The organism is Microbacterium pullorum (assembly GCF_014836535.1).
In the GTDB taxonomy this organism is placed as follows: domain Bacteria; phylum Actinomycetota; class Actinomycetes; order Actinomycetales; family Microbacteriaceae; genus Microbacterium; species Microbacterium pullorum.
The window spans coordinates 37,709-59,860 of record NZ_JACSQP010000005.1 but is presented as its reverse complement, the minus strand read 5'-3'; the positions used below and the strand labels follow the sequence as shown (position 1 = coordinate 59,860).

The following is a 22,152-nucleotide window of genomic DNA, read 5'->3' as shown; positions in this document are numbered from 1 at the left end:
GGCGGCGGGCGGATCAGGCCTGGGGCTTGGTTCCCGGGTCGGTGTCGGTGGAATCGCCCGACGCGCGCGTGCGGTCGTCGTCGATCGACGTGATGTCGCCGTCTGCGACGTCGGCGACGTACTCGGCCTCTTCGGCCTCGGATTCGATGAGCTCGTCCTCGGTGACGACGCCCTCAGCCGGGTCGACGACGCGGAGGATCGCCTGGCTGTGCACCTTGATGTCGACGCCCGGGGCGATCTCGACGATCGCGGGCTGGTCGAGGTTCTCCGGGTCGTACGCGACGATCGTTCCGTAGAGACCACCCTGCAGCAGCACCTCGGCGCCGGGAACGGTCTGGCGTGCCTTGACCTCCTGCTCGGCCTTCTGCTTCTGCATGCGGCGACGCGAGCTCCAGAACATGAAGACCAGGAGCAGGCCGAGCAGGACGATGAGGCCGTATTCGGCGAAGAAGGCAGCGAATTCCATGGAGGTGAGATCACCTTTCGGTTCGGGCGTGCGAAGTGGCAGCCCGCAAGGGAGAGTGCGGCGACAGCCTTCAGCGATTATAGGTCATCGATGCGCAGGGACCCGTCGCCGTGCGGGACACGCAGGTGGGCGTAGGCCTCAGGGGTCGCGATTCGCCCGCGCGGGGTGCGTCCCATGAACCCGATGCGCACCAGATAGGGCTCGACGACCGACTCGATGGTCTCGGCCTCCTCGCCCACCGTCACGGCGAGCGTGCTGAGTCCGACGGGGCCACCGCGGAAGCGGCGCACGAGCGCATCGAGCACCGCACGATCGAGGCGGTCGAGCCCGATCGGGTCGACGTCGTAGAGCTCGAGAGCCGCGTTGACATCGGCCTGCGTCGCGGCGGGGCTGCCCGGGGCGCCGCCGGCGCGCCCGGACTGGCCGTGCACCAGTACATAGTCGCGCACGCGCCGCAGCAGGCGGTTGGCGATGCGGGGTGTGCCGCGGGAGCGGCGCGCGATCTCGGCGCGCGCGTGGCGGGGCAGGCCCACGCCCAGCACGATCGCCGAGCGCTCCACGACCTGCTCCAGCTCCTCGGGCTCGTAGTACTCCAGGTGCGCCGTGAAGCCGAACCGGTCGCGCAGCGGGTTGGGCAGCATGCCCGACCGTGTCGTCGCGCCGACGAGAGTGAAGGGGGCGAGTTCGAGTGGGATGCTGGTGGCGCCGGCACCCTTGCCGACCATGATGTCGATGCGGAAGTCCTCCATCGCGAGGTAGAGCATCTCCTCGGCGGAACGCGCCATGCGGTGGATCTCGTCGATGAACAGCACTTCGCCCGGTGTCAGGCTCGACAGGAGTGCGGCCATGTCGCCGGCGTGCTGGATGGCAGGCCCCGATGAGAGGCGCAGTGGCCGTTCGCTCTCATGCGCGACGATCATCGCGAGAGTGGTCTTGCCCAGTCCTGGTGGGCCCGACAGCAGGATGTGATCGGCCGGGCGCTGGCGGATGCGCGCGGCATCCAGCAGCAGCTGCAGCTGGCCGCGCACCTTGTGCTGGCCGACGAATTCGGCCAGCGAGAGGGGGCGCAGCGCACCCTCGACGGCGAGTTCGATCTCGTCCTGAGGCTCGGCGACGTCGCGGGTCTCATCCACCGGTGGGCTCCTTGCGTGCCGGTCCGAGCTGCGCGAGGGTCAGTCGCAGCAGCGCGGAGACGTCGGTGCGATCGCCGTCGGATGCCGCATCGGCGACCGGCCGTGCTGCTTCGGCGGCGATGCGCTCGCTCCAGCCGAGGCTCACCAGCGCCGCCACGACCTGGGCGATGACCTTCTCGTGCGCCGAGCCGCCCGCAGCGGCGTGCCCGGCTCCCCCAGCGCTGAGCGCGATGTCCTTCAACTTGCCGGCGAGCTGCACGACGATCAGCTTCGCCGTCTTCGGGCCGATACCCGAGACTCGGCGGAACGGGGCGTCGTCCTCGTCGGCAACGGCCTGCGCGATCTGCGGGACGGTGAGTGACGCCAGTACGCCCAGTGCCGACTTCGGCCCGACGCCTGAGACGCTGATGAGCTGCAGGAAGACGGCCAGCTCGTCGCGCGACTCGAACCCGTACAGGGCCAATGCGTCTTCTCTCACGACGAGGTGGGTGTGCAGCACGATCTCGTCGCCCACGTGGAACCCGCGCGACAGCTGCGGGGTGACGGCGATCGAGAAGCCGACCCCGCCGACGTCCACGATGACGTTGTCGCTGTCGAGGTGCAGCACGCGGCCGCGGGCGGAGGAGATCATGCCACGAGCCTACGGGGCTGTTCGGATGTTTGTTCGAGCGACACGCGCCGCCCGGTGCGCAGCGACGTTCCTCATCCTCTGCCGGCGTCGATCCGTCACGCGGTGACGCCCGCACTCGTGCTCAGAACGGTGGTGGGTGTTCGGTGGTGGTGAGGGCGGTGAATTCGAGGACGCGTCGTGGGATGTCGGTGTACACCCGGCCGGTGGGGCTGGTCCATTCGAGGATGCCGTGGGGTTTTTGGATCACGGTCCAGGCGCTGGCGTGTTTGAGGGTGTGGTGGCGGACGCAAAGGTTGGCGAGGTTGCAGAGGGCGGTGGGTCCGCCGCGGGCGTGGTCGATCGTGTGGTCGTGGTCGCAGTAGTAGACGGGTCTGCGGCATCCCGGGAATCGGCAGTGCTCATCGCGGGCGTCGAGGTGTCTTCGTTGTGCCCGGTTGGGCCGATAGGTGTCGACGTGTTGCACGGCGCCGGTGGTGGGTGAGGTGAAGACCCGTTCCCACAGGTCGCTGGTTGCGGCGAGGCGGCGGGCGGTGTCGGGGTCGATGGGTCCGTACCCGAGGAGTTCGGCGGGTGCGGTGCCTTCGCCGGTGAGAGTGGCCGCGGGGATGACGATCTGCACTCGGGCGGTGATCGCGTGCGGGCCGGGGGTGCTGGCGTGGCCGGTGAGCAGCAGGTCGGTGAGGACATCCGCGCGGACCTGATCGGCGGTGCGGGTATCGGTGGCCGCAGGACCGGTGCCCGCGGGATCGGTGTCCTCCGCCGCGGTCGACGCAGGCGCGGCGCGGTCGGTGTCCGCAGCATCGGTGTCTGCGGGTTCGGCGCCCGTAGTGGCGGTGTCCGGCGGCTCCGCGCTGCCCGCACCGCGTCGCGCGGCCGCGACCTCACGCGCGTACTGGGTGAGGCGGTCGTGGATCGCGTATGCCAACGCGGCGGGGAGGACGGCGGCGAGTTCCGCCATGCCATCATCGAGGTCCCGCACCCACACCCGCCGCTGCCCCACCGCCTCAGCGTGACGTTCCTCCAGTGGCACGGGGTGCAGTTTCTGCGCGATCATCGCGATGATCGGACGCGCCCGCCCGGGGGTCTCCCGCTCGCAGACCACCAGCGCGGCTTGTTCGAACCGGGCGCGGGCGTCGGCGTCGGTGATGCGGGCGCCGGCCTCGTGCACGAGTCGCACATGGGCGATGTCGATCGCACCGGCCCTTAGTGCGGCGACGGTCGCGGCGAACCCGGTCACCAGCACGGTCGCGTCATGCAACCGGTTCTGCATCACCCGGTCCGACCGGCGCAACACCCCCGCGACCTCGGCCGCCATCTCCCGCAACGGGATCTCCCGCTCCCGGCCCGCCGCCGACGGCACCCGCGCGGTCTGTTCCGCAGCGATCGCATCCGCCCGCGCCAGCAACCCGAGTTCCTCGGCCCGCAACGCCGCGATCCGCGCCCGGGTGCGTTCCAACTCCCCCAACACCGCCCCACGCGACCGCGTATCGCGTCGCATCGTCGTAGCGGCCGGGGGCTTGTTCATACCCCTCATTCTGACGTGGGCCACCGACACTGAGTGGTCTCAAAAACACGGCCCACCTGGGGTTGTGGAGAACTCACGCACGCAACCCCTGTGGAGGAAGCTGCAGTGACCGCCCCTCCCGCTCCGGCCTCAGCGTCGCGTCACACGCGCGCGCTCGGCATCCGCCCACGCCCGCTGGGCGGGAGTCAGGGTGGCGGACCCCGCGCCGCCGGCTGAGGCCGTCGGTCCGCCGCGCCACGCGTGACACAGCGCCAGCGCGAGCGCATCGGCCGCATCCGCCGGCTGCGGCAGCTCATCCAGCCGCAGCACCCGGGCGACCATCGTCTGCACCTGCAGCTTGTCGGCGGAACCGTAGCCGGTCACGGCCGCCTTGACCTCCGACGGGGTGTGGGTCGCCGCGGGCAGTCCGCGCTCCCCCGCCAGCAGCAGCGCGATGCCGCTGGCCTGGGCCGTGCCCATCACCGTGCTGCGGTTGTTCTGCGCGAACACGCGCTCCACGGCGACCACGTCGGGTCGGTGCTCATCGAGCACGGCACGCAGCCCCGCGGCGATCGCGGCCAACCGCTGCTCGATCGGCATCGACGGATCGGTGCGCACCACGCCGACGTGCACGAGCGACGCCGATCGGTTGCGGGCGACATCGACCACGCCCACGCCGCACCGCGTCAATCCGGGATCGACGCCGAGCACGCGAAGGGTGCCGGTGGATGCCATTCGTCCACGCTAACCCGCGGTTCGGCGCGCGTGGTCCAGGCGCTCCGCCCGGGCCACGCGCACCCGGCGGTCACTCTTCGCTGTCGCTCGCGAGTTCGGCCTGCACCTCGGGGGTCAGATCGAAGTTGCTGAAGACGTTCTGCACGTCGTCGCTGTCTTCGAGGGCATCGATCAGGCGGAACACCTTGCGCGCGGTGTCGGCGTCGATCTCGACCTTGAGGTTCGGGACGAACTCGACGTCCGCCGACTCGTAGTCGATGCCGGCATCCTGCAGCGCCGTGCGCACCTTGACGAGGTCGGACGCCTCGGTGATGACCTCGAACCCCTGCCCGTGGGGCAGGATCTCCTCGGCACCGGCGTCGAGGACGGCGAGCATGACGTCGTCCTCGGTCGTGCCCTCCGACGACACCACGATGACGCCCTTGCGGGTGAAGTTGTAGGCGACGCTGCCGGGGTCGGCGAGGTTGCCGCCGTTGCGCGAGAGCGCGGTGCGCACCTCGGCCGCGGCGCGGTTGCGGTTGTCTGTCAGACACTCGATCATGAGGGCGACGCCGTTGGGGCCGTACCCCTCGTACATGATCGAGGTGTACTCGACGGCCTCTCCCCCGATACCCGCACCGCGCTTGATCGCGCGGTCGATGTTGTCGTTGGGGACCGAGGTCTTCTTCGCCTTCTGCACGGCGTCGTAGAGGGTCGGGTTGCCTGAGAGGTCGGCTCCGCCGAGTTTGGCGGCGACCTCGATGTTCTTGATGAGCTTGGCGAAAGACTTGGCGCGGCGTCCGTCGATGACGGCCTTCTTGTGCTTCGTCGTCGCCCACTTGGAGTGGCCGGACATGCGCACAAGTCTAGGGCGCCGGGCGCCCGGCGTAACGCCCTTCCGTGCATGGGTGGGTGGGTGGTACGCGCGGGCGATCGGGAGGACACTGTGCGGCATGGATGAGAGGCAGCGAGCCCTCGCCGCGGCGCACCGGGCGGCGACCGGGTTCTTCGCCGGTCTGGACGATCGGCCGGTGTGGCCGCGGGCGACCCTGGACGAGATGATCGATGTGTTCGGCGGCCCGATCCCGGAGGCAGGCACGGATGCCGAGGAAGTCGTGACCGCACTGGCGGCCGACGCCGATCCGGGCCTGGTCGCCATCCCCGGCGGCCGGTTCTTCGGCTTCGTGATCGGCGGCACGCTGCCGGCGGCGCTGGCGGCGGACTGGCTGGTGTCGGCGTGGGATCAGAACTCCGGCTCGTCGACGATGACGACCGCGGTCGTCGCGATGGAACGGGTCGCGGGCACCTGGGTGTGCGACCTGTTGGGCTTGCCCGCCGAGGCATCCGTCGGCTTCGTCACGGGCGCGCAGATGTCCAACTACGTGTGCCTGGCAGTCGCTCAGAATGCGGTGCTGCGCGATGCGGGGTGGGACATGGCCCGCCGAGGCCTGCGCGGCGCACCTTCGGTGCGCTTCATCGTGGGCGCCGACCGTCACGGCGCCGTCGACCGCGGGCTGCGATTCGCCGGGGTCGGCGCGGACGAGATCACGGTCGTGGCCGCCGACGGCGAGGGGCGGATGCTGCCGGAGTCGCTGGCCCACGCCCTCGCCGCCGCACCCGAGGGGCAGCCGACCGTGGTGTGCCTGCAGGCGGGCGAGGTGCACTCCGGGGCGTTCGACGCGTTCGCCGATCTCATCCCGCTCGCCCGCGGCTATGGCGCGTGGGTGCACGTCGACGGGGCGTTCGGGCTGTGGGCGGCGGCCACCCCGACGCTCGAGGCGCTCACCGCCGGTGTCGGCGACGCCGACTCCTGGTCGACCGACGCGCACAAGACGCTCAACGTGCCCTACGACTGCGGCATGGCGATCGTGCGGCGACCGCAGGACTCGATCGCGATGTTCCACGCCGGCGGGGACTACCTCATGCACACGAGCCTCGACCCGTGGGACGTCACGCCCGAGCTGTCGCGCCGGGGGCGCGGCGTGCCGGTGTGGGCGGCGCTGCGGTCTCTCGGTCGCACGGGCGTCGGCGAGCTCGTCGACCGGCTGCATCGCAACGCCCTCCGCTTGGAGGCGGGTCTGCGGGAGGTGCCGGGTATCACGGTGGTGAACGACGTCGTCTACACCCAGGTGATGTTCCGCCTCGACGACGACACCGCCACGTGCACCCTCGGGGCGGCGATCCTCACCGACGGCACCGCAGCCCTCACCGGTGCCCTCTGGCGCGGCCGGGCGGTGCTGCGCTGCTCGATGTCGAACTGGGCCACGACGCCTGAGGACATCGATCGCACGGTCGCCGCGATCGCGCGGCTGTCACGGGAGGGCGCGTCGGTCTGACCCGCCCCGTTCAGCGGTCGCGCAGCATCGACAGCAGCAAGGCGTGGAAGCGGTGCTCCCCCGTCATCTCGGGGTGGAACGCAGTGCCCACCAGGCGCCCCTGCCGCACCGCGACGACGCTGCCGTCCTCGAGCGAGGCCAGCACCTCGACGCCCGGCCCCGCCTCGGTCACCCGCGGCGCCCGGATGAACGCCGCGTGCACCGGCGGGTCGCCGAGGGTGGCGACGGACAGGTCGGTCTCGAACGACTCCACCTGCGCGCCGAACGCGTTGCGCTGCACCGTCACGTCGATGCCGCCGAAGGTCTGCTGTCCCGGCGCCCCATCGGTGATGCGGTCGGCGAGCAGGATGAGTCCCGCGCACGTGCCGTACACCGGCATCCCCGCGGCGATGCGCGCACGCACCGGTTCGCGCAGCCCGAACGTGCGGGAGAGCTTGTCGATGACACTCGACTCCCCACCGGGGATGACGAGCGCATCGACGGATGCCAGGGCGGTGGGCGTGCGCACCGGCACCGCGTCCGCGCCCAGCTGCTCAAGGACGCGCAGATGTTCGCGCACGTCCCCCTGCAGGGCGAGCACCCCGGCGCGCGGTGCCGCCACGACTACCAGCCGCGGTCGGCGAGGCGGTGGGGCGCGGCGAGGTCGGCGACGTTGATGCCGACCATCGCCTCGCCGAGACCGCGGGAGACATCGGCGACGACCTGGGCATCGTCGTAGAAGGTCGTCGCCTTGACGATGGCGGCCGCCCGCTCGGCGGGCTTGCCGCTTTTGAAGATCCCCGAGCCCACGAACACCCCGTCGGCACCGAGCTGCATCATCATGGCGGCATCGGCGGGGGTCGCCACCCCACCGGCGACGAACAGCACGACGGGCAGGCGGCCGTTGTCGGCGACCTCCGCCACGAGGTCGTAGGGGGCCTGCAGTTCCTTGGCCGCGACGTAGAGTTCGTCTTTGCTCATCGAGCGGAGCCGGGCGATCTCGCCGGAGATCGTGCGGATGTGCCGCGTCGCCTCGGAGACGTCACCGGTGCCGGCCTCGCCCTTGGAACGGATCATCGCCGCCCCTTCGCTGATGCGTCGCAGCGCCTCGCCGAGATTCGTCGCGCCGCACACGAACGGCACCGTGAAGCCCCACTTGTCGATGTGGTTGACGTAGTCGGCCGGTGAGAGCACCTCCGACTCGTCGATGTAGTCCACGCCGAGGTGCTGCAGCACCTGGGCCTCGACGAAGTGGCCGATGCGGGCCTTGGCCATGACCGGGATCGACACCGAGGCGATGATGTCGTCGATGAGGTCGGGGTCGCTCATGCGTGCGACGCCGCCCTGCGCGCGGATGTCGGCGGGGACGCGTTCGAGGGCCATCACGGCGACGGCGCCGGCATCCTCCGCCAGACGTGCCTGCTCGGCGGTGACGACGTCCATGATCACGCCACCCTTGAGCATCTCGGCGAGACCGCGCTTGACGCGGCCGGTTCCGGTGGTCGACATGATCCGTTCCCTCCCGACGCGTCTGTCGCGTCGATGTGCTGTTTGACCTATGCCAGAAGCTAGCATGTCCTGAGCTGTAGGTTCAGAGGGATGGATGACATGCGGGTGGACGAGGCGATCACGGGTGCCTCCGCGGCGGAGATCGCGGAGAGCGTGCGCGACCTCATCGACAGTGGGCGGCTCTCCCCCGGCGACCTCCTCCCCTCCGTGCGCGCGCTCGCCGATCGGCTGGGCGTCAACCGCAACACCGTCGTCGCCGCCTACCGACTGCTCGGTCAGGCCGGCCTCGTCGTCACGCTCGGACGCGCCGGCACGCGGGTGACCGCGCCCGGCCCCCTCCCGACGGAGGGCTATGCGCAGAACAGCGTGCTGCGCGATGTCGGCGACGGCAACCCCGACCCCGCCCTCATCCCCGATCTCTCCCGCGCCCTCGCCGCGCTCGCCGGTCGCCCCGTGCTCTACGGCGAACCGGTGGTCGACCCCGATCTCGAACGATGGGCGCACGATTGGGTGTCCCCCGACGTCGCCGACCCGCGGGCGGTGCGCATCACGGTCACCGGAGGCGCCGTCGACGCGATGGAGCGGCTGCTCGCCCAAGCCCTCACCCGCGACGACGCCGTCGCGCTCGAAGACCCCTGCTTCCTCTCCAGCATCCGCACCGTGCGCCTGGGCGGCTACCGACCCGTGGCCGTGCCGGTCGACGCGGAGGGCATGACCGTCGACGGTCTCAAGGCTGCGCTGGAAGACGGTGTGCGCGCCGTGATCTGCACACCGCGCGCGCAGAACCCCACGGGCGTCAGCCTCACCGCCCGTCGCGCGGAACAACTGCGGGATGTGCTCGCCGGGCATCCGCACGTGCTCGTGATCATCGACGACCACTCCGCCATGCTCACCCGCCAGCCCTACCACTCGATCGTCGGACCGTCGCATCGCCGCTGGGCGCTGGTGCGGTCGGTGTCGAAGTCCCTCGGGCCCGACATGTGTCTCGCGATCACCGCGAGCGATCCCGACACCGCCGACCGGCTCGCCATGCGGCTGAGTCCCGGAAGCACCTGGGTCAGTCATCTGCTGCAGCGGCTGACCGTCGCGCTCGTCACCGACCCCGAGGTGCTCGCAGGCATCGACCGTGCCGGCGAGCACTACCTCGCCCGCAACCGCGCCTTCGCCGAACGCCTCACCGCCCACGGCGTCGCGTGCACAGCCGGCGACGGTCTCAGCCTGTGGGTCGATGTGGGAGTCCCCGCGCGCGCGGTCACCGAAAAGCTCATGCGTCGCGGCTGGCTCGCCCGCCCCGGCGACGAGTTCGTGCTGGCCGACCAGAGCGCCGCGCACCGCCTGCGCCTGACCGTGCACACCCTGTCCGATGCCGACGCGGAGTCCCTCGCCGCCGACATCGCCGCCGCCGTCCGTGCGACGGCCACCCGATGAGAGAAGAAGGTCCCCTGCCGTGAACATCCTGTCGATCCAGTCCGCCGTCGCCTACGGTCACGTCGGCAACTCCGCGGCCGTCTTTCCGCTCCAGCGCATCGGGGTGGAGGTGCTGCCGGTGTACACCGTGAACTTCTCCAACCACACCGGGTACGGCTCCTGGCGCGGTCCGCTCATCTCCCCCGACGACGTGCGCGAGGTCATCACCGGCATCGAGGAACGCGGCGCCTTCGCCGACATCGACGTCGTGCTGTCGGGCTACCAGGGCGGCGAGGGCATCGGCCAGGTCATCATCGACACCGTCGCGCGGGTGAAGGCGGCCAATCCGGATGCCGTCTACGCGTGCGACCCGGTGATGGGCAACGCCAAGTCGGGCTGCTTCGTCGCCCCCAGCATCCCGGTCCTGCTGCGCGAGAAGGTCGTGCCGGTGGCCGACATCATCACGCCCAACCAGTTCGAGCTCGGCTTCCTCACCGGCACCGAGCCCGCGACGATCGACGAGACGCTGGATGCCGCGGACCGCGCTCGCGCGATGGGGCCGCGGACGGTGCTCGTGACGAGCGTCGAGCGTCCCGATCGCCCCGAGGGCACGATCGAGATGCTCGTGGTCGACGACGCCGGTGCGTGGATCGTGCAGACGCCGCTGCTGCCGATGAAGGCCAACGGCTCCGGCGACGTCACCGCGGCGCTCTTCACCGCCCACTACCGGCGCACCGGCAGTGCGGCCGAGGCGCTCGCGCGCACCACATCCAGCGTCTACGATCTGCTGCGACTGACCCACGAATCCGGCACGCGGGAACTCGCCCTCATCGAGGCGCAGGAGTTCTACGGCGAGCCGCGTCTGCAGTTCGAGGTGCGTCAGGTGCGCTGAGACGCAGGCTGAGGCGGCTCAGTAGACGCCGCCGGACTCCGTCCACGCGGCCTCCCACTGCGGGGCGTCATCGGGGCAGATGAACCCGGTGCCGAAGACCATGATGCTCACGGCACCGTCGATCATCGCGGGGTCGTCGCCGGCGACACTGGCGATGAGCGGCGACGTGGCGACGTGCGCGCGGAACACGTCGACGGTCACGTCGTGGCCGTTGAGGATCGACGTCTCGCACGCGTCGAGGGTGAGGGCGAGGGTGAGCGTCTCCACCTGGGAGTCCCACTGAGCGCCCTGCGACTCGATGTACGCCCGCTGCTCGGCCACCAGCGCCTGCTGCTCAGGCGTCTTGGCCACCAGCGCCGAGCCGTCCAACGGCTGCTGCTGGGCGGCGAGAAAGGCGTCGCGCTCCGCGAACGCCGCAGTGAACTCATCGGCCTCCGCGTCGCCCTCCGCCTCGTCCACCGTGGTCGAGTCGTCCGGCGTGGCCTCCGGAACGGGTGCGGAGGTGCCCGTCTCATCGACGCGTTGCGCCCCCTCGGTGGGGTACGACGCGCAGGCGGTCAGAGACAGGGCCAGCACTGCGGCCGAGACGGTGGCCAGCGCACGGGTGGATTTCATGAAAGCGGTTTCCTCTCGGGAGCGTCCCGCCAGGCTACTGGGCTTGGCCGACCTCCCGTTGCCACGCTGTGGAAACCGCCTCGCGCACCTCGCCCAGCAGCTGCGGCAGGGCCTTGGTCTTCGCGATGATCGGGAAGAAGTTCGCATCGGTGGCCCACCGCGGCACGATGTGCTGGTGCAGGTGCTCGTCCACGCCCGCCCCGGCCACGGCGCCCTGGTTCATGCCGATGTTGAATCCGTCGCACCGGGCCACCTCGCGCAGCACCCGCATCCCGACCTGCGTGAGCTCGGCGATCTCGCCGACCTCCTCGGGCGTCGCCTGGTCGTAGGTCGCCACATGGCGATACGGGCACACCAGCAGGTGGCCCGAGTTGTACGGGAAGAGGTTGAGCAGCACGTATGCGGTGCGGCCGCGGTGGACGATCAGACCGTCCTCGTCGGACTTGTCCGGGGCGGCGCAGAACGGGCACGCGGCGCGCATGGCGTCGGCACCGGCCCGGATGTAGGCCATGCGGTGCGGGGTCCACAGCCGCTGGAACTCGTCGGGCACCCCGGGCAGGGTCGCCGCGTCGACGAGCTCCTGCTCGCTCACGCCAGGTCCTCGGCCGTGTTGACGAGCGTCTTGTCGGCGATGGCGCGCAGCACGAGGGCGATCGCCTCGTCGACGGGGACGCCGTTGGTCTGCGTGCCGTCGCGGAAGCGGAACGACACGGTGCCGGCCGAGCGGTCCTGCTCCCCCGCGATCAGCTGCAGCGGCACCTTCTGGGTGGTGTGCGTGCGGATCTTCTTCTGCATGCGGTCGTCGGAGTGGTCGACCTCGGCGCGCACGCCCTGCAGGCGCAGCTGGTCGACGATGCCGTCGAGGTAGTCGCCGAAGTCGGCGGCCACCGGGATCCCCACGACCTGAACAGGAGCCAGCCACACCGGGAAGGCGCCGGCGTAGTGCTCCAGCAGGATCGCGAAGAACCGCTCGATCGAACCGAACAGCGCCCGGTGGATCATGATCGGGCGGTGCTTCTCGCCGTCGGGACCGGTGTACTCCAGGTCGAAGCGCTCAGGCAGGTTGACGTCGACCTGCACGGTCGACAGCTGCCAGGTGCGTCCGATGGCGTCGCGCGTCTTCAGATCGATCTTGGGGCCGTAGAAGGCGGCCTCGCCGGGGACCTCGGTGACTTTCAGACCGCTCGAGTGGGCGACGTTGCGCAGGGCATTGGTGGAGTACTCCCAGAACTCCTCCGAACCGATCCACTTCTCCTTCTCATCGTCACGCATCGACAGTTCGAGCTCGAAGTCCTCGAGCCCGAAGTCGCGCAGCATCGAGAGCACGAACTCCAGCACCCGCGTCGTCTCCACCTCGAGCTGGTCGGGGGTGACGAACAGGTGCGAGTCGTCCTGCGTGAAGCCGCGCACGCGGGTAAGGCCGTGCAGAGCACCCGAGAGCTCGTTGCGGTAGACGGTGCCGTTCTCGGCGAGACGCATCGGCAGGTCGCGGTAGCTGCGTGCCCGCTCCTTGTAGATGAGGATGTGCATCGGGCAGTTCATGGGCTTCAGGTAGTAGTCCTGGCCCTGCTTGGTGACGTGCCCGTCGGCGTCGCGCTCCTCGTCCATGCGGATGGGTGGGAACATGCCCTCGCGGTAGGTGACGAGGTGGTTGGACTGCAGGAAGAGGTCTTCCTTGGAGATGTGCGGGGTGTACACGTACGTGTAGCCGCCCTCGATGTGGCGTCGCCGGGCGTGCTGCTCCATCTCACCGCGGACGACGCCGCCCTTGGGATGCCACACCGACAGGCCCGAGCCGATCTCGTCGGGGAACGAGAACAGGTCCAGTTCCTTGCCGAGCTTGCGGTGGTCGCGCTTGGCCGCCTCTTCCAGACGCTGCTGGTAGGCGCGCAGCTCGTCCTTCGTGGGCCAGGCGGTGCCGTAGATGCGCTGCAGCTGCGGGTTCTTCTCGCTGCCACGCCAGTAGGCCCCGGCGATGCGGGTGAGGTCCCAGCCGTTGCCGACCATGCGGGTGCCGGGCACGTGCGGGCCGCGGCACAGGTCCTTCCAGACTGTCTCACCGTCGCGGCTGACGTTGTCGTAGATCGTCAGCTCACCGGCGCCCACTTCGACGGACGCGCCCTCGGCGGCATCCTTCGAACCGCCCTTCAGGTCGATCAGCTCGAGCTTGAACGGCTCGTCGACGAGTTCGGCGCGTGCTTCCTCATCGGTGACCACACGGCGGACGAAGCGCTGGTTCTCGCGGACGATGCGCTCCATCTCCTTCTTGATGGCCTTGACGTCCTCGGGGGTGAAGGGCTCGTCCACGCCGAAGTCGTAGTAGAAGCCGTTCTCGATGGGCGGGCCGATGCCGAGGTTGGCCTGCGGCTTGATGCGCTGCACCGCCTGGGCGAGCACGTGCGCCGTGGAGTGGCGCAGGATCGACAGTCCGTCGGGGCTGTCGACGTAGACCGGCTCGGCGGTGTCGGCATCCGACACCACCGTCGCGAGGTCCTTGAGCTCGCCGTCGACGCGCAGCGCAACGACGGAGCGATCGGGGAACAGGGTGAAACCGTCGACGGGGTACGACACGTCAGTCACAGGAGCTTCTCCAGAAGGTGGCTCGGAACAATCGATGCTCAGCTTCGGGCGCCGGGCGCCCCGCCCGCTCAGGCGTGAAGCGTTCGCGTGCCGGTGGCCGCGACGACGGTCGCAGCGGCAATCCGGCGCAGTTCCATGCGGACGATTCTAGTGGGGTGAACGCACCGCGATGATGGATGCCGCGAAGCTCGCCGTGCTGTCGCCGGCACTGTCACGCGCGGCGGCGCTCAGGAGTCCTGTCGGCGAGCGGTTCCCGGGGCGTGCACCATCAGGGCGAGTGCCAGCGAAATCGAGATGATGCCGGAGGCGAAGATGAAGGCGCTGAGGCCCGAGTCGACCGCGAACGCCAACCCGAAGAGGTAGAAGCCGAGAAGAAACAGCACCGCGAACAGGATGAACATTGACTACCTCCGTGGAGAACCAACTACTGATGCTAGCCAAGTGCAGCCATTCGCGAGATGTGCTAGCCGTCCCCGACCGTGATGTCGACCTGAATCTCGCTCGCGAGCTGCTCGAGCGCGGACACGACGGTCGTGACGTCGACGTCGGCGGGTACGCGCACAGCGACGGTCGCCTCGAACAGCGTGCCGCCGGACATCGGCGCGGCGACGGTGCGACTGGTGAGTGCATCGATGCTGAGCCCACACGCCTCGAGCGTCGCGGTGACGTCACGGACGATGCCGGGTCGGTCGTTGCCCATCACCTCGAAGGTGACGTGGCTCGCACCGTCTGCCTCGGATGCCGTGGGATCCACCCCGGTGTGCGTCGTGACGCGCAGCAGACCCTCCAGGCTGCGCAGGGCGGAGGTGAGAGCCATCTCCTCGGCGTCGGGCACGCTGACCACGACGACCCCGGCGAAGGCGCCGGCCAGCTCCGCCAGTTCGCTGCGCTCCCAGTTGCCGCCGTGAGCGGCGACGGTGTCGGCGAGGGCGCGGACGAGACCGGTGCGGTCATCGCCGACGACGGTGAGGACGAGGTGTGCCATGGGCCGAGCCTAGCCCCGCCGTTTTCGGCGCGACATCCGCCCGGTCACGCCGGCGTCGGTCGCATCCGCCGCCGCATCCGGCGCGGCATCCGCCGCCCTTCGCTGACACACCACTTTCCGGTTGAGACATCACGCATCGCGCGGTGTCTCAACCGGAATGTGGCTTCTCGCGCGGGGTGGGTCCGGGAAAGCAAAAACCCCCGGCGAACCGGGGGTTTTCCGTGGTGCGCGATACTGGGATCGAACCAGTGACCTCTTCCGTGTCAGGGAAGCGCGCTACCGCTGCGCCAATCGCGCCCAAAGGGCTCTTGAGTTGTGAGTGGAGGTGGCGACGGGATTCGAACCCGTGTAAACGGCTTTGCAGGCCGGTGCCTAGCCGCTCGGCCACGCCACCGTGTGGTTTGACCCCACGTGCCAAGGATCCTCCGAAGAGGATCCCTACACTCGAGCGGATGACGAGACTCGAACTCGCGACCCCAACCTTGGCAAGGTTGTGCGCTACCAACTGCGCTACATCCGCATTTCGCACCGGATCGCTCCGGCACTTGAATGACTTTAGCCGAGTCTGAGCCGAGTGCAAAACCAGGCGCGCCCCGCGCGTGTCTCGGCCCGATGGTTCGAAGCGCATCCCGGCATCCGGTATGCTCGTTGAGGCCCCTCGGGGCGACGGGCGATTGGCGCAGTTGGTAGCGCGCTTCCTTCACACGGAAGAGGTCATCAGTTCGAGTCTGGTATCGCCCACCATGAGACCCCCGGTTCGCCGGGGGTCTTCTTCATTGCGACGACGTCGCGTGACGGCTCAGAGCCAGCCACGCTCCTCCGCCAGGAAGACCGCCTGCTGTCGGGTATCGAGCCCGAGCTTCGCGAGGATCGCCGAGACGTGGTTGCGCACGGTGCCCGGCGCCAGCGACAGCGTGCGCGCGATGTGTCCGGTCGTCTCGCCGCGACGGCCCGCACGCAGCACGTCGAGTTCGCGGTCGGTCAGCGGCGACCGCTCGGCGCTGAGGGCATCGGCGGCCACCTCGGGGTCGACATAGCGGGCGCCGGCGACGACCCGACGGATGACGTCGGCCACTTCGCCCGCCCCCCGCGACTTGGGAAGGAAACCGACGACTCCGGATGCCAGTGCCCGACGCAGCACTCCTGGCCGGGCATGGCGGGTCACGACGATGCAGCGGGTCGCCACCGTGCGGTGCAGCCGGGCCGCCACCTCGACCCCGTCCAGGTGCGGCATCTCGAGGTCGAGCAGACACACATCGGGCTGGAGCCGGATCGCCGTCTCGAGGGCCTCCGCCCCGTCGGCGCATTCCGCCACCACCTCGATGTCCTCCTCGAGCCGTAGCAGCGCCGCGAGCGCGGAGCGGATCATCGCCTCGTCGTCGGCGAGGAGCACGCGGATCATCGGGCACCGGCCTTATCGACCGGCACGGTCAGCGCGAGGCGGAATCGGTCGTCGGTGCGCTGGACTTCCAGCCGGCCACCGGCATCGGCTGCCCGTCGCGCCAACCCGTCGAGACCCGAACCCGTGGTCGCCGAGTCAGCCGCAGCGGCTGCGTCGTTGGTGATCTCGTAGCGCCACTGGGCGCCGTCCCGCGCCAGCGACAGTCGCGCCCATCCCCCGCCGCCGTGCCGCAGAGCGTTGGTGGTGGTCTCTCGGATGACGGGCGCGAACACGTCCGCCGGCGCGCTCTCGACGCTGCGGCCGATCGACACCTCCACGCTCGCGCCCGCTGCGCGCAGCAGGTCGGCGGCGTTCGCGATCTCCTCGTCCAGCGCTGCGGTACGGAACCGGGTGGCGAGGTCCCTCGTCCCCTGCTGTGCGTCGGCGACACTCGCGCGCGCAGCCCGCAGCTGCTGCACGGCGGCGTCGGGATCGGAGGGCATCAGGCGCTCGGCCAGCTCGAGCTGCAACGCGATGACCTGCAGGTGGTGGCCCTGCAGATCGTGCACGTCCGTCGCGACGCGCAGGCGCTCCTGCGTGGCGGCCAGTCTGGCTTCCGACAGGCGCGCGCGGTCCAGGGCGATGAGCACGTCCCACCACCACAGCGACATGACCGTCATGGGAGGGACCAACGTCGTGTAGACGCCCACGAGCACCCAGTTCACCTCCTCGCCCGCCGTCCCGACGGCACTGAAGCCGCCGCGGGAGTCGACGAACCAGGCGGCGGCGAGCACCAGCGTCACTGCGGTCATGACGCGCAGGCGGATGCCGCGGGGCCAGCCGAGCAGCATGAGCGACTGTGCCAGGGGGAAGAGGGCGATGCTCCACAGCCCTGAGGCGAGCCCGGCGGCCAGCCCGTAGGCTGCGGCGACGCCCAGCGGGAGCACGGTGCCGAGGCTGAGCGCTGCAGCTTCATCGACGTGGTGGCGGTAGCGGGTGAGCAGCCACCCCGACGACGCCAGCCACACCAGACCACCGGCGACGACGGTCGCCAGTTCGGGGTCCCCCAGGCCAGTGCCCGACAGCGTGCCGATCCAGAGCAGGAGCAGGAAGAACTCGAAGAAGACGACCGCCGAGAGCGTGTACCACCAGGTCGCGGACACCCCACGGGTGAGGGTGCGGGCACCGCGGGCTGCGGCGATGGAGGCGGCATCCGGTGCGACGGGGGGTACGGGCATCCGTCCACCATATGGTCATGACAGATGTCACGATCGCGTCGTGCGATCGGCACGGATCCCGGTGACGGACCGACACTTCCGGGTATGTCGACCGCCCGGTGGACTGAAGCCATGAACCTCATCGACGGCTTCCAAGACCTGGTGGCACGTGTCCCCGAACTCCTCCAGCCCCTCATCATCGCGCTCGCCGGCGCCATCCCGTTCGTCGAAGGCGAGGGAGCGGCCGTGATCGGGATCGTCGGCGGCATCCACCCCGTCGTCGCGGCGATCGCCGCGATCGTGGGCAATTTCGCCTGTGTCGCGGTGCTCGTGCTCGCCGGTGCCGGCGCGCGGCAGGCAGTCGTCACCCGTCACCGGCAGCGGTCGGCGGCACGCACGACGGTGGGCGGCGCGGGCTCATTCGCGGATGCCACCCCCATCGAGCCCGCGACGGCAGCCGCGCCCGTGTCGGCGCGACGCGAGAAGTTCCTGCGCGCGCTGGACCGTTACGGGGTGCCGGGCGTCAGCCTGCTCGGCCCGCTGCTGCTTCCGACGCAGTTCACCGCGACGATGCTCGCGGCATCGGGCGTCGGCCGCGCGCGCATCCTGTTCTGGCAGGCGCTGGCGATCGTCGGCTGGACGACGATCATCACCCTGCTGGTCACGGGCGTGTTCGCGGCGGTGCGTTGAGGCCCCCCGCGCCGTGTTGCGCTCAGCGGGTCGGCTTCGAGCCGTTGCGTCGCTGCAGCTCGCCGGCAACTCGAGCGAAGACCGACGCGTCGACGGCGGATGCCTCGCGGCGCATTCCCTCGGGGCTGGTTCGGTTCCCGTTACGCGCCCCGAACCGGGCACACGGCGGGTTCGGTTCCCAATACGCGCCCCGAACCGGGCGTGAGGCGGGTTCGGTTCCCGTTACGCGCCCCGAACCGGGCACACGGCGGGTTCGGTTCCCAGTACGCGCCCCGAACCGGGCGGTCGGCGGCTGGGGGCGACCTGTACCCCGCGACACGCCGCACGCGACAGGGGCGCCGCGGCCGTAGCCGCGACGCCCCTGCATGCTGTGTGGGCGGAACCCGGTCAGTCGACCAGGGCGTAGCCCTCCTCGCCGTGCACGACCGTGTCGACACCGGCGATCTCGTCCTCGTTCTTGATGCGGAACCCGAGGGTCTTCTGGATCGCGAAGCCGAGGATGCCGGCGACGACGAAGGAGTAGACCATGACACCCAGTGCGGCGATCACCTGGAGGATCAGCTGCTCGGCGTTGCCGCCGACGAACAGGCCGGTCTCGGTGGCGAAGAAGCCGAGGTAGATCGTGCCGATGAGGCCACCGACCAGGTGGATGCCGACGACGTCGAGCGAGTCGTCGAAGCCGAGCTTCCACTTCAGCTCGATCGCCATGGCGCAGGCCGCACCGGCGATGACGCCGAGCAGCAGTGCCCAGCCGGGCGACAGGTTGGCGCAGGCGGGCGTGATGGCGACGAGGCCCGCAACGGCGCCGGAGGCGGCACCGATCGAGGTGGCCTTGCCGTCCTTGAGCTTCTCCACGATGACCCAGCCGAGCACCGCGGCCGCGGTGGCGCCGAGCGTGTTGATGCCGATGAGGCCCACACCGCCCATGTCCTCAGACAGCCACTCGGCGCCGGCGTTGAAGCCGAACCAGCCGAACCAGAGGATGGCCGCACCCAGCATCACCAGCGGCACGTTGTGCGGCTTGTGGATGCCCTTCTGGAAGCCGATGCGCTTGCCGAGCACCAGCGCGAGGGCCAGTGCCGCCGCGCCCGCGTTGATGTGCACCGCGGTGCCGCCGGCGTAGTCGATGACCTCCGTGCCGAAGCCCATGCTCGTGCCGAGGTTGAAGATCCAGCCCCCGCCCCAGACCCAGGCGGCCACCGGGAAGTACACGATCGTCGCGAACAGCCCGGCGAACAGCATCCACGAGCCGAACTTGGCGCGGTCGGCGATGGCGCCGGAGATGAGCGCGACGGTGATGATGGCGAAGGTCGCACCGAATGCGACGCCGATGAGCGAGGTGTTGGCATCCTCACCCGAGGCGAGGCCACTGAGGGCGAAGTCGCTCAGCGGGTTGCCCGCGAACTCCCACGGGCTCCCGACGGCGCTCATGTTGTAGCCGTAGAGAATCCACAGCACGCTGATGAGTCCGAGCGCTCCGAAGCTCATCATCATCATGCTGACGACACTCTTGGCCTTGACCAGACCGCCGTAGAAGAAGGCGACACCGGGCGTCATGAAAAGCACGAGCGCGGTGGCCATGATCCCCCAGGCGATGTTGCCGGGTGCGTCCATAGGTGTTACCTCACATTGATCAGTGACAGGGACACGCAGCGGGTGGGTACGGGTGGCCGCTTCGTGTTCGCCCAGTCTCACCAGGCGCCGTTACTGTCAGCGTGAGGTCGTGTTTCGGATTCGTTACGTGGTGGCATCCGGCGTAAACATCACGTTTCGCCCCGCCGGGAGCCTCCTGCCGGAACGCTCAGGAGTGGGTGAGGGACACCAGTCGCGAGATGGCGCGCAGGTACTTCTTGCGGTACCCGCCGGCGAGCATCTCATCGCCGAACACCTGGTCGAGGGCGACGCCGGTGGCTCGGATCGGGATCTGCGCGTCGTAGGCGCGGTCGATGAACGCGACGAACCGCAGCGCCGCCGACTGGTCGTCGAGCTGGGTGACCTCGCGCAGCCCGATGACCGAGAGGCCGTCGAGCAGGCGGATGTAGCGGGACGGGTGGACCGTGGCGAGGTGGGCGACCACCTCGGCGAACGAGTCGTCTGAAGCGGCACCCGCTGCCGCGGCATCCGCCAACGCCCGCGCGTACTCGTCGTCGCCCAGCACCACCGCGTGGCCGTCGACGGCGCGCTGCCGGTAGTCGGTGCCGTCGATGCGCAGCGTCTGGAAGCTCGCCGACATCGCGTGGATCTCGCGGAGGAAGTCCTGCGCGGCGAAGCGCCCCTCGCCCAGCGCATTGGGCGGGGTGTTGGAGGTGGCAGCGAGCCGTGTGCCGGATGCCACGAGCTCCCCCAGCAGCCGGGTCATCACCATCGTGTCGCCCGGGTCGTCGAGCTCGAACTCGTCGATGCACAGCAGTTCCGCGCCGCGGAACAGCTCGACGGTCTTCTGGTAGCCGATCGCGCCGACGAGCGCGGTGTATTCGATGAACGAGCCGAAGTACTTCCGCCGCGCGGGCAGCGCGTGGTAGATCGCCGCGAGCAGGTGGGTCTTGCCGACCCCGAAGCCGCCGTCCAGGTACACGCCGGGCTTGAGCTCGGGTGTCTTCTTCGCACGGCGGAACAGGCCGCCCTTCGCCGCGGGCGCGCCGCCGCCGGCGAACGCGGTGAGCGTCTCCTTCGCCTCCTGCTGCGACGGGTAGGCGGCGTCGGCGCGGTAGGTGTCGAACGTCGCGCCGTCGAACTGCGGCGGCGGCACGAGCGAGGCGATCATCTCGTCGCCGGTCACGTGGGGCTGGCGTTCGCTGAGGCGCACGATGCCCGTGCCGGTGGTGGTCATGTGTGTCGATCGTAGTCGCGCCGAGGGACGGCGGCCGCGCTCAGTCGCCCGCCGGCGCCGCGACGGCGGCGAGACCGTGCACACGCAGCCAGTTCAGGATGCGGCCGTTCCAGCGGTCCTGGTCGTAGTTCCACAGCTTCGTGTGGCGGGCCACCTCGAAGATCTCGAACTCCACGAGGTCCGGGCGCGCGACCACCAGATCGTACGAGGCGTCCGAAGGGACGAACCCGTCGTCGTCGCTGTGGAGGATGAGCACCGGATGCCGCAGTTCCCCCGCCCGGGCGACGACGTCGAGCCGGTCGAACGGGATGGGCGCGCCGGCGCCGGTGACCGATGTCGCCCATTCGGTGCGCAACGCCTCGATCGCGAGCTGGGTGACCGGGGCGGGCACCTTCAGCTGCTTGGCCTGGTAGCCGAGCACGATGCGCCAGTCCAGCACCGGGGACTCCAGCACGACGCCGACGATGAGGTCGCGGTGGGCCGAGTTCAGCTCGACCTGCAGCACGATCGCGCCGCCCATCGACCATCCCATCAGCACGACGCGCTTGGCGCCTCTTCGGCGGGCGAAGCCCACCGCGGCATCCGCGTCGCGCCATTCGGTGGCGCCGAGGGCGTAGGTGCCGGTGCGGCTGCGGGGTCCCTCGCCGTCATTGCGGTACGAGACGAGGAGGCAGGTGATACCGGCCTCGTGGAACACCGGCACCGCGCGCAGGCACTCCGCTCGGGTCGTGCCGCGCCCGTGCACCTGGATGACCCAGGTGTCGGCGGACTCGCCGGCGGGGAACAGCCACGCCGGACACGGGCCGAGCGGGCCGCCGATGAGTTCGGGTGTGTACGGCAGGTGCAGCTGGCCCGGCTCGTCGAAGTACCACCCGCTGAACGCCGCCGCGGGTGCGAGGTGCGCGTCGGCGGGCACGTGCGTGAGCAGCTTCCGCTTGACCGTGGCGTCATCCTCCGAGAGCACGGAGCCGAGTTTGATGTAGTCGGAGGTGCCGGTCGTGAACAGGCCGTAACGACCCGGCAGCTCGGTGTCGGGGGTGCGCGTGAGCGTGATCGTCTGTGCCGCCGTGTCGAGATCGACGATCGTCGTGTCGGGCACGCGACCCGACGGCGTGACGACACGGCGGGCCATGCGCACGGCCAGCACGCCCATGGCGCCGACGACACCGACGAGGGCCGCGCTGAGCGCGACGAGCAGTGCGCGCAGGAGCGTCGGGGCGTTGAGGGGGGCGCCGGGCGAGACGGCGCGCCTGGAAGCCATCATGGTGGGCTCACTCTAGTCT

General features: G+C 70.0%; 22 protein-coding genes and 4 tRNA genes. 5 read left to right on the top strand and 21 right to left on the bottom strand.

The window, feature by feature from the left end:
- Window positions 1–13: 13 nt before the first annotated feature.
- From H9651_RS09305 to H9651_RS09280, 6 genes are all read right to left on the bottom strand, one after another.
- Window positions 14–466, bottom strand: coding sequence for a preprotein translocase subunit YajC (locus tag H9651_RS09305; RefSeq protein WP_191719035.1), 453 nt, complete (start codon window positions 464–466; stop codon window positions 14–16).
- A 77-nt stretch (window positions 467–543) separates the two neighbouring features.
- On the bottom strand, window positions 544–1,599 hold the full coding sequence (ruvB, locus tag H9651_RS09300) for a Holliday junction branch migration DNA helicase RuvB (protein WP_191719034.1): 1,056 nt from the start codon (window positions 1,597–1,599) through the stop codon (window positions 544–546).
- Entirely contained in the window at window positions 1,592–2,230 is a 639-nt protein-coding gene (gene ruvA / locus H9651_RS09295) for a Holliday junction branch migration protein RuvA (RefSeq protein WP_191719033.1), read from the bottom strand. The genes ruvB and ruvA overlap by 8 nt, the downstream gene beginning before the upstream one ends.
- Before the next feature lie 121 nt (window positions 2,231–2,351).
- Complete coding sequence (locus H9651_RS09290; protein WP_191719032.1) at window positions 2,352–3,755, bottom strand: HNH endonuclease signature motif containing protein; 1,404 nt, start codon at window positions 3,753–3,755, stop codon at window positions 2,352–2,354.
- A gap of 129 nt (window positions 3,756–3,884) precedes the next feature.
- Window positions 3,885–4,469 (bottom strand): crossover junction endodeoxyribonuclease RuvC, encoded by a 585-nt coding sequence (gene ruvC / locus H9651_RS09285; RefSeq protein WP_191719031.1) that lies wholly within the window; start codon window positions 4,467–4,469, stop codon window positions 3,885–3,887.
- Window positions 4,470–4,539: 70 nt separating this feature from the next.
- Window positions 4,540–5,304 carry a YebC/PmpR family DNA-binding transcriptional regulator gene (locus H9651_RS09280; protein ID WP_191719030.1) on the bottom strand — a complete coding sequence of 255 codons (765 nt, stop codon included), beginning with the start codon at window positions 5,302–5,304 and terminating at the stop codon, window positions 4,540–4,542.
- 97 nt (window positions 5,305–5,401) lie between these two features.
- Between H9651_RS09280 and H9651_RS09275 the strand changes: the two genes are divergently transcribed.
- Window positions 5,402–6,784 carry a pyridoxal phosphate-dependent decarboxylase family protein gene (locus H9651_RS09275; protein WP_191719029.1) on the top strand — a complete coding sequence of 461 codons (1,383 nt, stop codon included), beginning with the start codon at window positions 5,402–5,404 and terminating at the stop codon, window positions 6,782–6,784.
- Between the two features lie 10 nt (window positions 6,785–6,794).
- Here H9651_RS09275 and pdxT read toward each other — a convergent pair whose 3' ends face one another.
- Window positions 6,795–7,385 (bottom strand): pyridoxal 5'-phosphate synthase glutaminase subunit PdxT, encoded by a 591-nt coding sequence (pdxT, locus tag H9651_RS09270; RefSeq protein WP_191719028.1) that lies wholly within the window; start codon window positions 7,383–7,385, stop codon window positions 6,795–6,797.
- Between the two features lie 2 nt (window positions 7,386–7,387).
- Window positions 7,388–8,272 (bottom strand): pyridoxal 5'-phosphate synthase lyase subunit PdxS, encoded by an 885-nt coding sequence (gene pdxS / locus H9651_RS09265; RefSeq protein ID WP_191719027.1) that lies wholly within the window; start codon window positions 8,270–8,272, stop codon window positions 7,388–7,390.
- A gap of 99 nt (window positions 8,273–8,371) precedes the next feature.
- Here pdxS and H9651_RS09260 point away from each other — a divergent pair, with 99 nt between their 5' ends.
- Window positions 8,372–9,700, top strand: coding sequence for an aminotransferase class I/II-fold pyridoxal phosphate-dependent enzyme (locus H9651_RS09260; RefSeq protein WP_191719298.1), 1,329 nt, complete (start codon window positions 8,372–8,374; stop codon window positions 9,698–9,700).
- Window positions 9,701–9,719: 19 nt separating this feature from the next.
- Window positions 9,720–10,571, top strand: a complete 852-nt coding sequence (gene pdxY, locus H9651_RS09255; protein WP_191719026.1) for a pyridoxal kinase PdxY — start codon at window positions 9,720–9,722, stop codon at window positions 10,569–10,571.
- A gap of 18 nt (window positions 10,572–10,589) precedes the next feature.
- Here pdxY and H9651_RS09250 read toward each other — a convergent pair whose 3' ends face one another.
- From H9651_RS09250 to H9651_RS09215, 8 genes are all read right to left on the bottom strand, one after another.
- A complete protein-coding gene (locus tag H9651_RS09250; RefSeq protein WP_191719025.1) occupies window positions 10,590–11,186 on the bottom strand; it encodes a hypothetical protein in 597 nt (198 codons plus the stop codon).
- Between the two features lie 34 nt (window positions 11,187–11,220).
- Window positions 11,221–11,778, bottom strand: coding sequence for an HIT family protein (locus H9651_RS09245; protein WP_191719024.1), 558 nt, complete (start codon window positions 11,776–11,778; stop codon window positions 11,221–11,223).
- The gene (gene thrS / locus H9651_RS09240; RefSeq protein WP_191719023.1) at window positions 11,775–13,766 is read right to left on the bottom strand and encodes a threonine--tRNA ligase; all 1,992 of its coding nucleotides are present in this window, start codon (window positions 13,764–13,766) and stop codon (window positions 11,775–11,777) included. The genes H9651_RS09245 and thrS overlap by 4 nt, the downstream gene beginning before the upstream one ends.
- 227 nt (window positions 13,767–13,993) lie before the next feature.
- On the bottom strand, window positions 13,994–14,167 hold the full coding sequence (locus H9651_RS09235) for a hypothetical protein (RefSeq protein ID WP_191719022.1): 174 nt from the start codon (window positions 14,165–14,167) through the stop codon (window positions 13,994–13,996).
- 62 nt (window positions 14,168–14,229) lie between these two features.
- Window positions 14,230–14,751, bottom strand: a complete 522-nt coding sequence (locus H9651_RS09230) for a glycine cleavage system protein R (RefSeq protein ID WP_191719021.1) — start codon at window positions 14,749–14,751, stop codon at window positions 14,230–14,232.
- 222 nt (window positions 14,752–14,973) lie between these two features.
- Window positions 14,974–15,048 (bottom strand) — tRNA-Val (locus tag H9651_RS09225).
- Window positions 15,049–15,071: 23 nt separating this feature from the next.
- Window positions 15,072–15,145, bottom strand: a tRNA-Cys gene (locus H9651_RS09220).
- A gap of 53 nt (window positions 15,146–15,198) precedes the next feature.
- Window positions 15,199–15,271: transfer RNA gene (locus tag H9651_RS09215), tRNA-Gly, on the bottom strand.
- A gap of 148 nt (window positions 15,272–15,419) precedes the next feature.
- Between H9651_RS09215 and H9651_RS09210 the strand changes: the two genes are divergently transcribed.
- Window positions 15,420–15,495: transfer RNA gene (locus H9651_RS09210), tRNA-Val, on the top strand.
- A 55-nt stretch (window positions 15,496–15,550) separates the two neighbouring features.
- Here the strand turns inward: H9651_RS09210 and H9651_RS09205 are convergent.
- Both H9651_RS09205 and H9651_RS09200 read right to left on the bottom strand, forming a co-directional pair.
- Window positions 15,551–16,153 carry a response regulator transcription factor gene (locus H9651_RS09205; RefSeq protein WP_191719020.1) on the bottom strand — a complete coding sequence of 201 codons (603 nt, stop codon included), beginning with the start codon at window positions 16,151–16,153 and terminating at the stop codon, window positions 15,551–15,553.
- A complete protein-coding gene (locus H9651_RS09200) occupies window positions 16,150–17,370 on the bottom strand; it encodes a sensor histidine kinase (RefSeq protein WP_191719019.1) in 1,221 nt (406 codons plus the stop codon). The genes H9651_RS09205 and H9651_RS09200 overlap by 4 nt, the downstream gene beginning before the upstream one ends.
- A gap of 111 nt (window positions 17,371–17,481) precedes the next feature.
- Here H9651_RS09200 and H9651_RS09195 point away from each other — a divergent pair, with 111 nt between their 5' ends.
- Window positions 17,482–18,039 (top strand): small multidrug efflux protein, encoded by a 558-nt coding sequence (locus tag H9651_RS09195; protein ID WP_191719297.1) that lies wholly within the window; start codon window positions 17,482–17,484, stop codon window positions 18,037–18,039.
- 387 nt (window positions 18,040–18,426) lie between these two features.
- Here H9651_RS09195 and H9651_RS09190 read toward each other — a convergent pair whose 3' ends face one another.
- From H9651_RS09190 to H9651_RS09180, 3 genes are all read right to left on the bottom strand, one after another.
- The gene (locus H9651_RS09190; protein ID WP_191719018.1) at window positions 18,427–19,653 is read right to left on the bottom strand and encodes an ammonium transporter; all 1,227 of its coding nucleotides are present in this window, start codon (window positions 19,651–19,653) and stop codon (window positions 18,427–18,429) included.
- A gap of 187 nt (window positions 19,654–19,840) precedes the next feature.
- Window positions 19,841–20,869 carry a cell division protein ZapE gene (zapE, locus tag H9651_RS09185; protein ID WP_191719017.1) on the bottom strand — a complete coding sequence of 343 codons (1,029 nt, stop codon included), beginning with the start codon at window positions 20,867–20,869 and terminating at the stop codon, window positions 19,841–19,843.
- Between the two features lie 40 nt (window positions 20,870–20,909).
- Window positions 20,910–22,133, bottom strand: a complete 1,224-nt coding sequence (locus H9651_RS09180) for an alpha/beta hydrolase family protein (RefSeq protein ID WP_191719016.1) — start codon at window positions 22,131–22,133, stop codon at window positions 20,910–20,912.
- Between the last annotated feature and the right edge of the window lie 19 nt (window positions 22,134–22,152).

Coding starts and splice junctions, on each gene's coding strand:
- H9651_RS09305 (WP_191719035.1), bottom strand. CDS start 466: ATGGAATTCGCTGCCTTCTTCGCCGAATACGGCCTCATCGTCCTGCTC.
- ruvA (WP_191719033.1), bottom strand. CDS start 2,230: ATGATCTCCTCCGCCCGCGGCCGCGTGCTGCACCTCGACAGCGACAAC.
- H9651_RS09290 (WP_191719032.1), bottom strand. CDS start 3,755: ATGAACAAGCCCCCGGCCGCTACGACGATGCGACGCGATACGCGGTCG.
- ruvC (WP_191719031.1), bottom strand. CDS start 4,469: ATGGCATCCACCGGCACCCTTCGCGTGCTCGGCGTCGATCCCGGATTG.
- H9651_RS09280 (WP_191719030.1), bottom strand. CDS start 5,304: ATGTCCGGCCACTCCAAGTGGGCGACGACGAAGCACAAGAAGGCCGTC.
- H9651_RS09275 (WP_191719029.1), top strand. CDS start 5,402: ATGGATGAGAGGCAGCGAGCCCTCGCCGCGGCGCACCGGGCGGCGACC.
- pdxS (WP_191719027.1), bottom strand. CDS start 8,272: ATGTCGACCACCGGAACCGGCCGCGTCAAGCGCGGTCTCGCCGAGATG.
- H9651_RS09260 (WP_191719298.1), top strand. CDS start 8,372: ATGCGGGTGGACGAGGCGATCACGGGTGCCTCCGCGGCGGAGATCGCG.
- H9651_RS09250 (WP_191719025.1), bottom strand. CDS start 11,186: ATGAAATCCACCCGTGCGCTGGCCACCGTCTCGGCCGCAGTGCTGGCC.
- H9651_RS09235 (WP_191719022.1), bottom strand. CDS start 14,167: ATGTTCATCCTGTTCGCGGTGCTGTTTCTTCTCGGCTTCTACCTCTTC.
- H9651_RS09230 (WP_191719021.1), bottom strand. CDS start 14,751: ATGGCACACCTCGTCCTCACCGTCGTCGGCGATGACCGCACCGGTCTC.
- H9651_RS09205 (WP_191719020.1), bottom strand. CDS start 16,153: ATGATCCGCGTGCTCCTCGCCGACGACGAGGCGATGATCCGCTCCGCG.
- H9651_RS09200 (WP_191719019.1), bottom strand. CDS start 17,370: ATGCCCGTACCCCCCGTCGCACCGGATGCCGCCTCCATCGCCGCAGCC.
- H9651_RS09195 (WP_191719297.1), top strand. CDS start 17,482: ATGAACCTCATCGACGGCTTCCAAGACCTGGTGGCACGTGTCCCCGAA.
- H9651_RS09190 (WP_191719018.1), bottom strand. CDS start 19,653: ATGGACGCACCCGGCAACATCGCCTGGGGGATCATGGCCACCGCGCTC.
- zapE (WP_191719017.1), bottom strand. CDS start 20,869: ATGACCACCACCGGCACGGGCATCGTGCGCCTCAGCGAACGCCAGCCC.
- H9651_RS09180 (WP_191719016.1), bottom strand. CDS start 22,133: ATGATGGCTTCCAGGCGCGCCGTCTCGCCCGGCGCCCCCCTCAACGCC.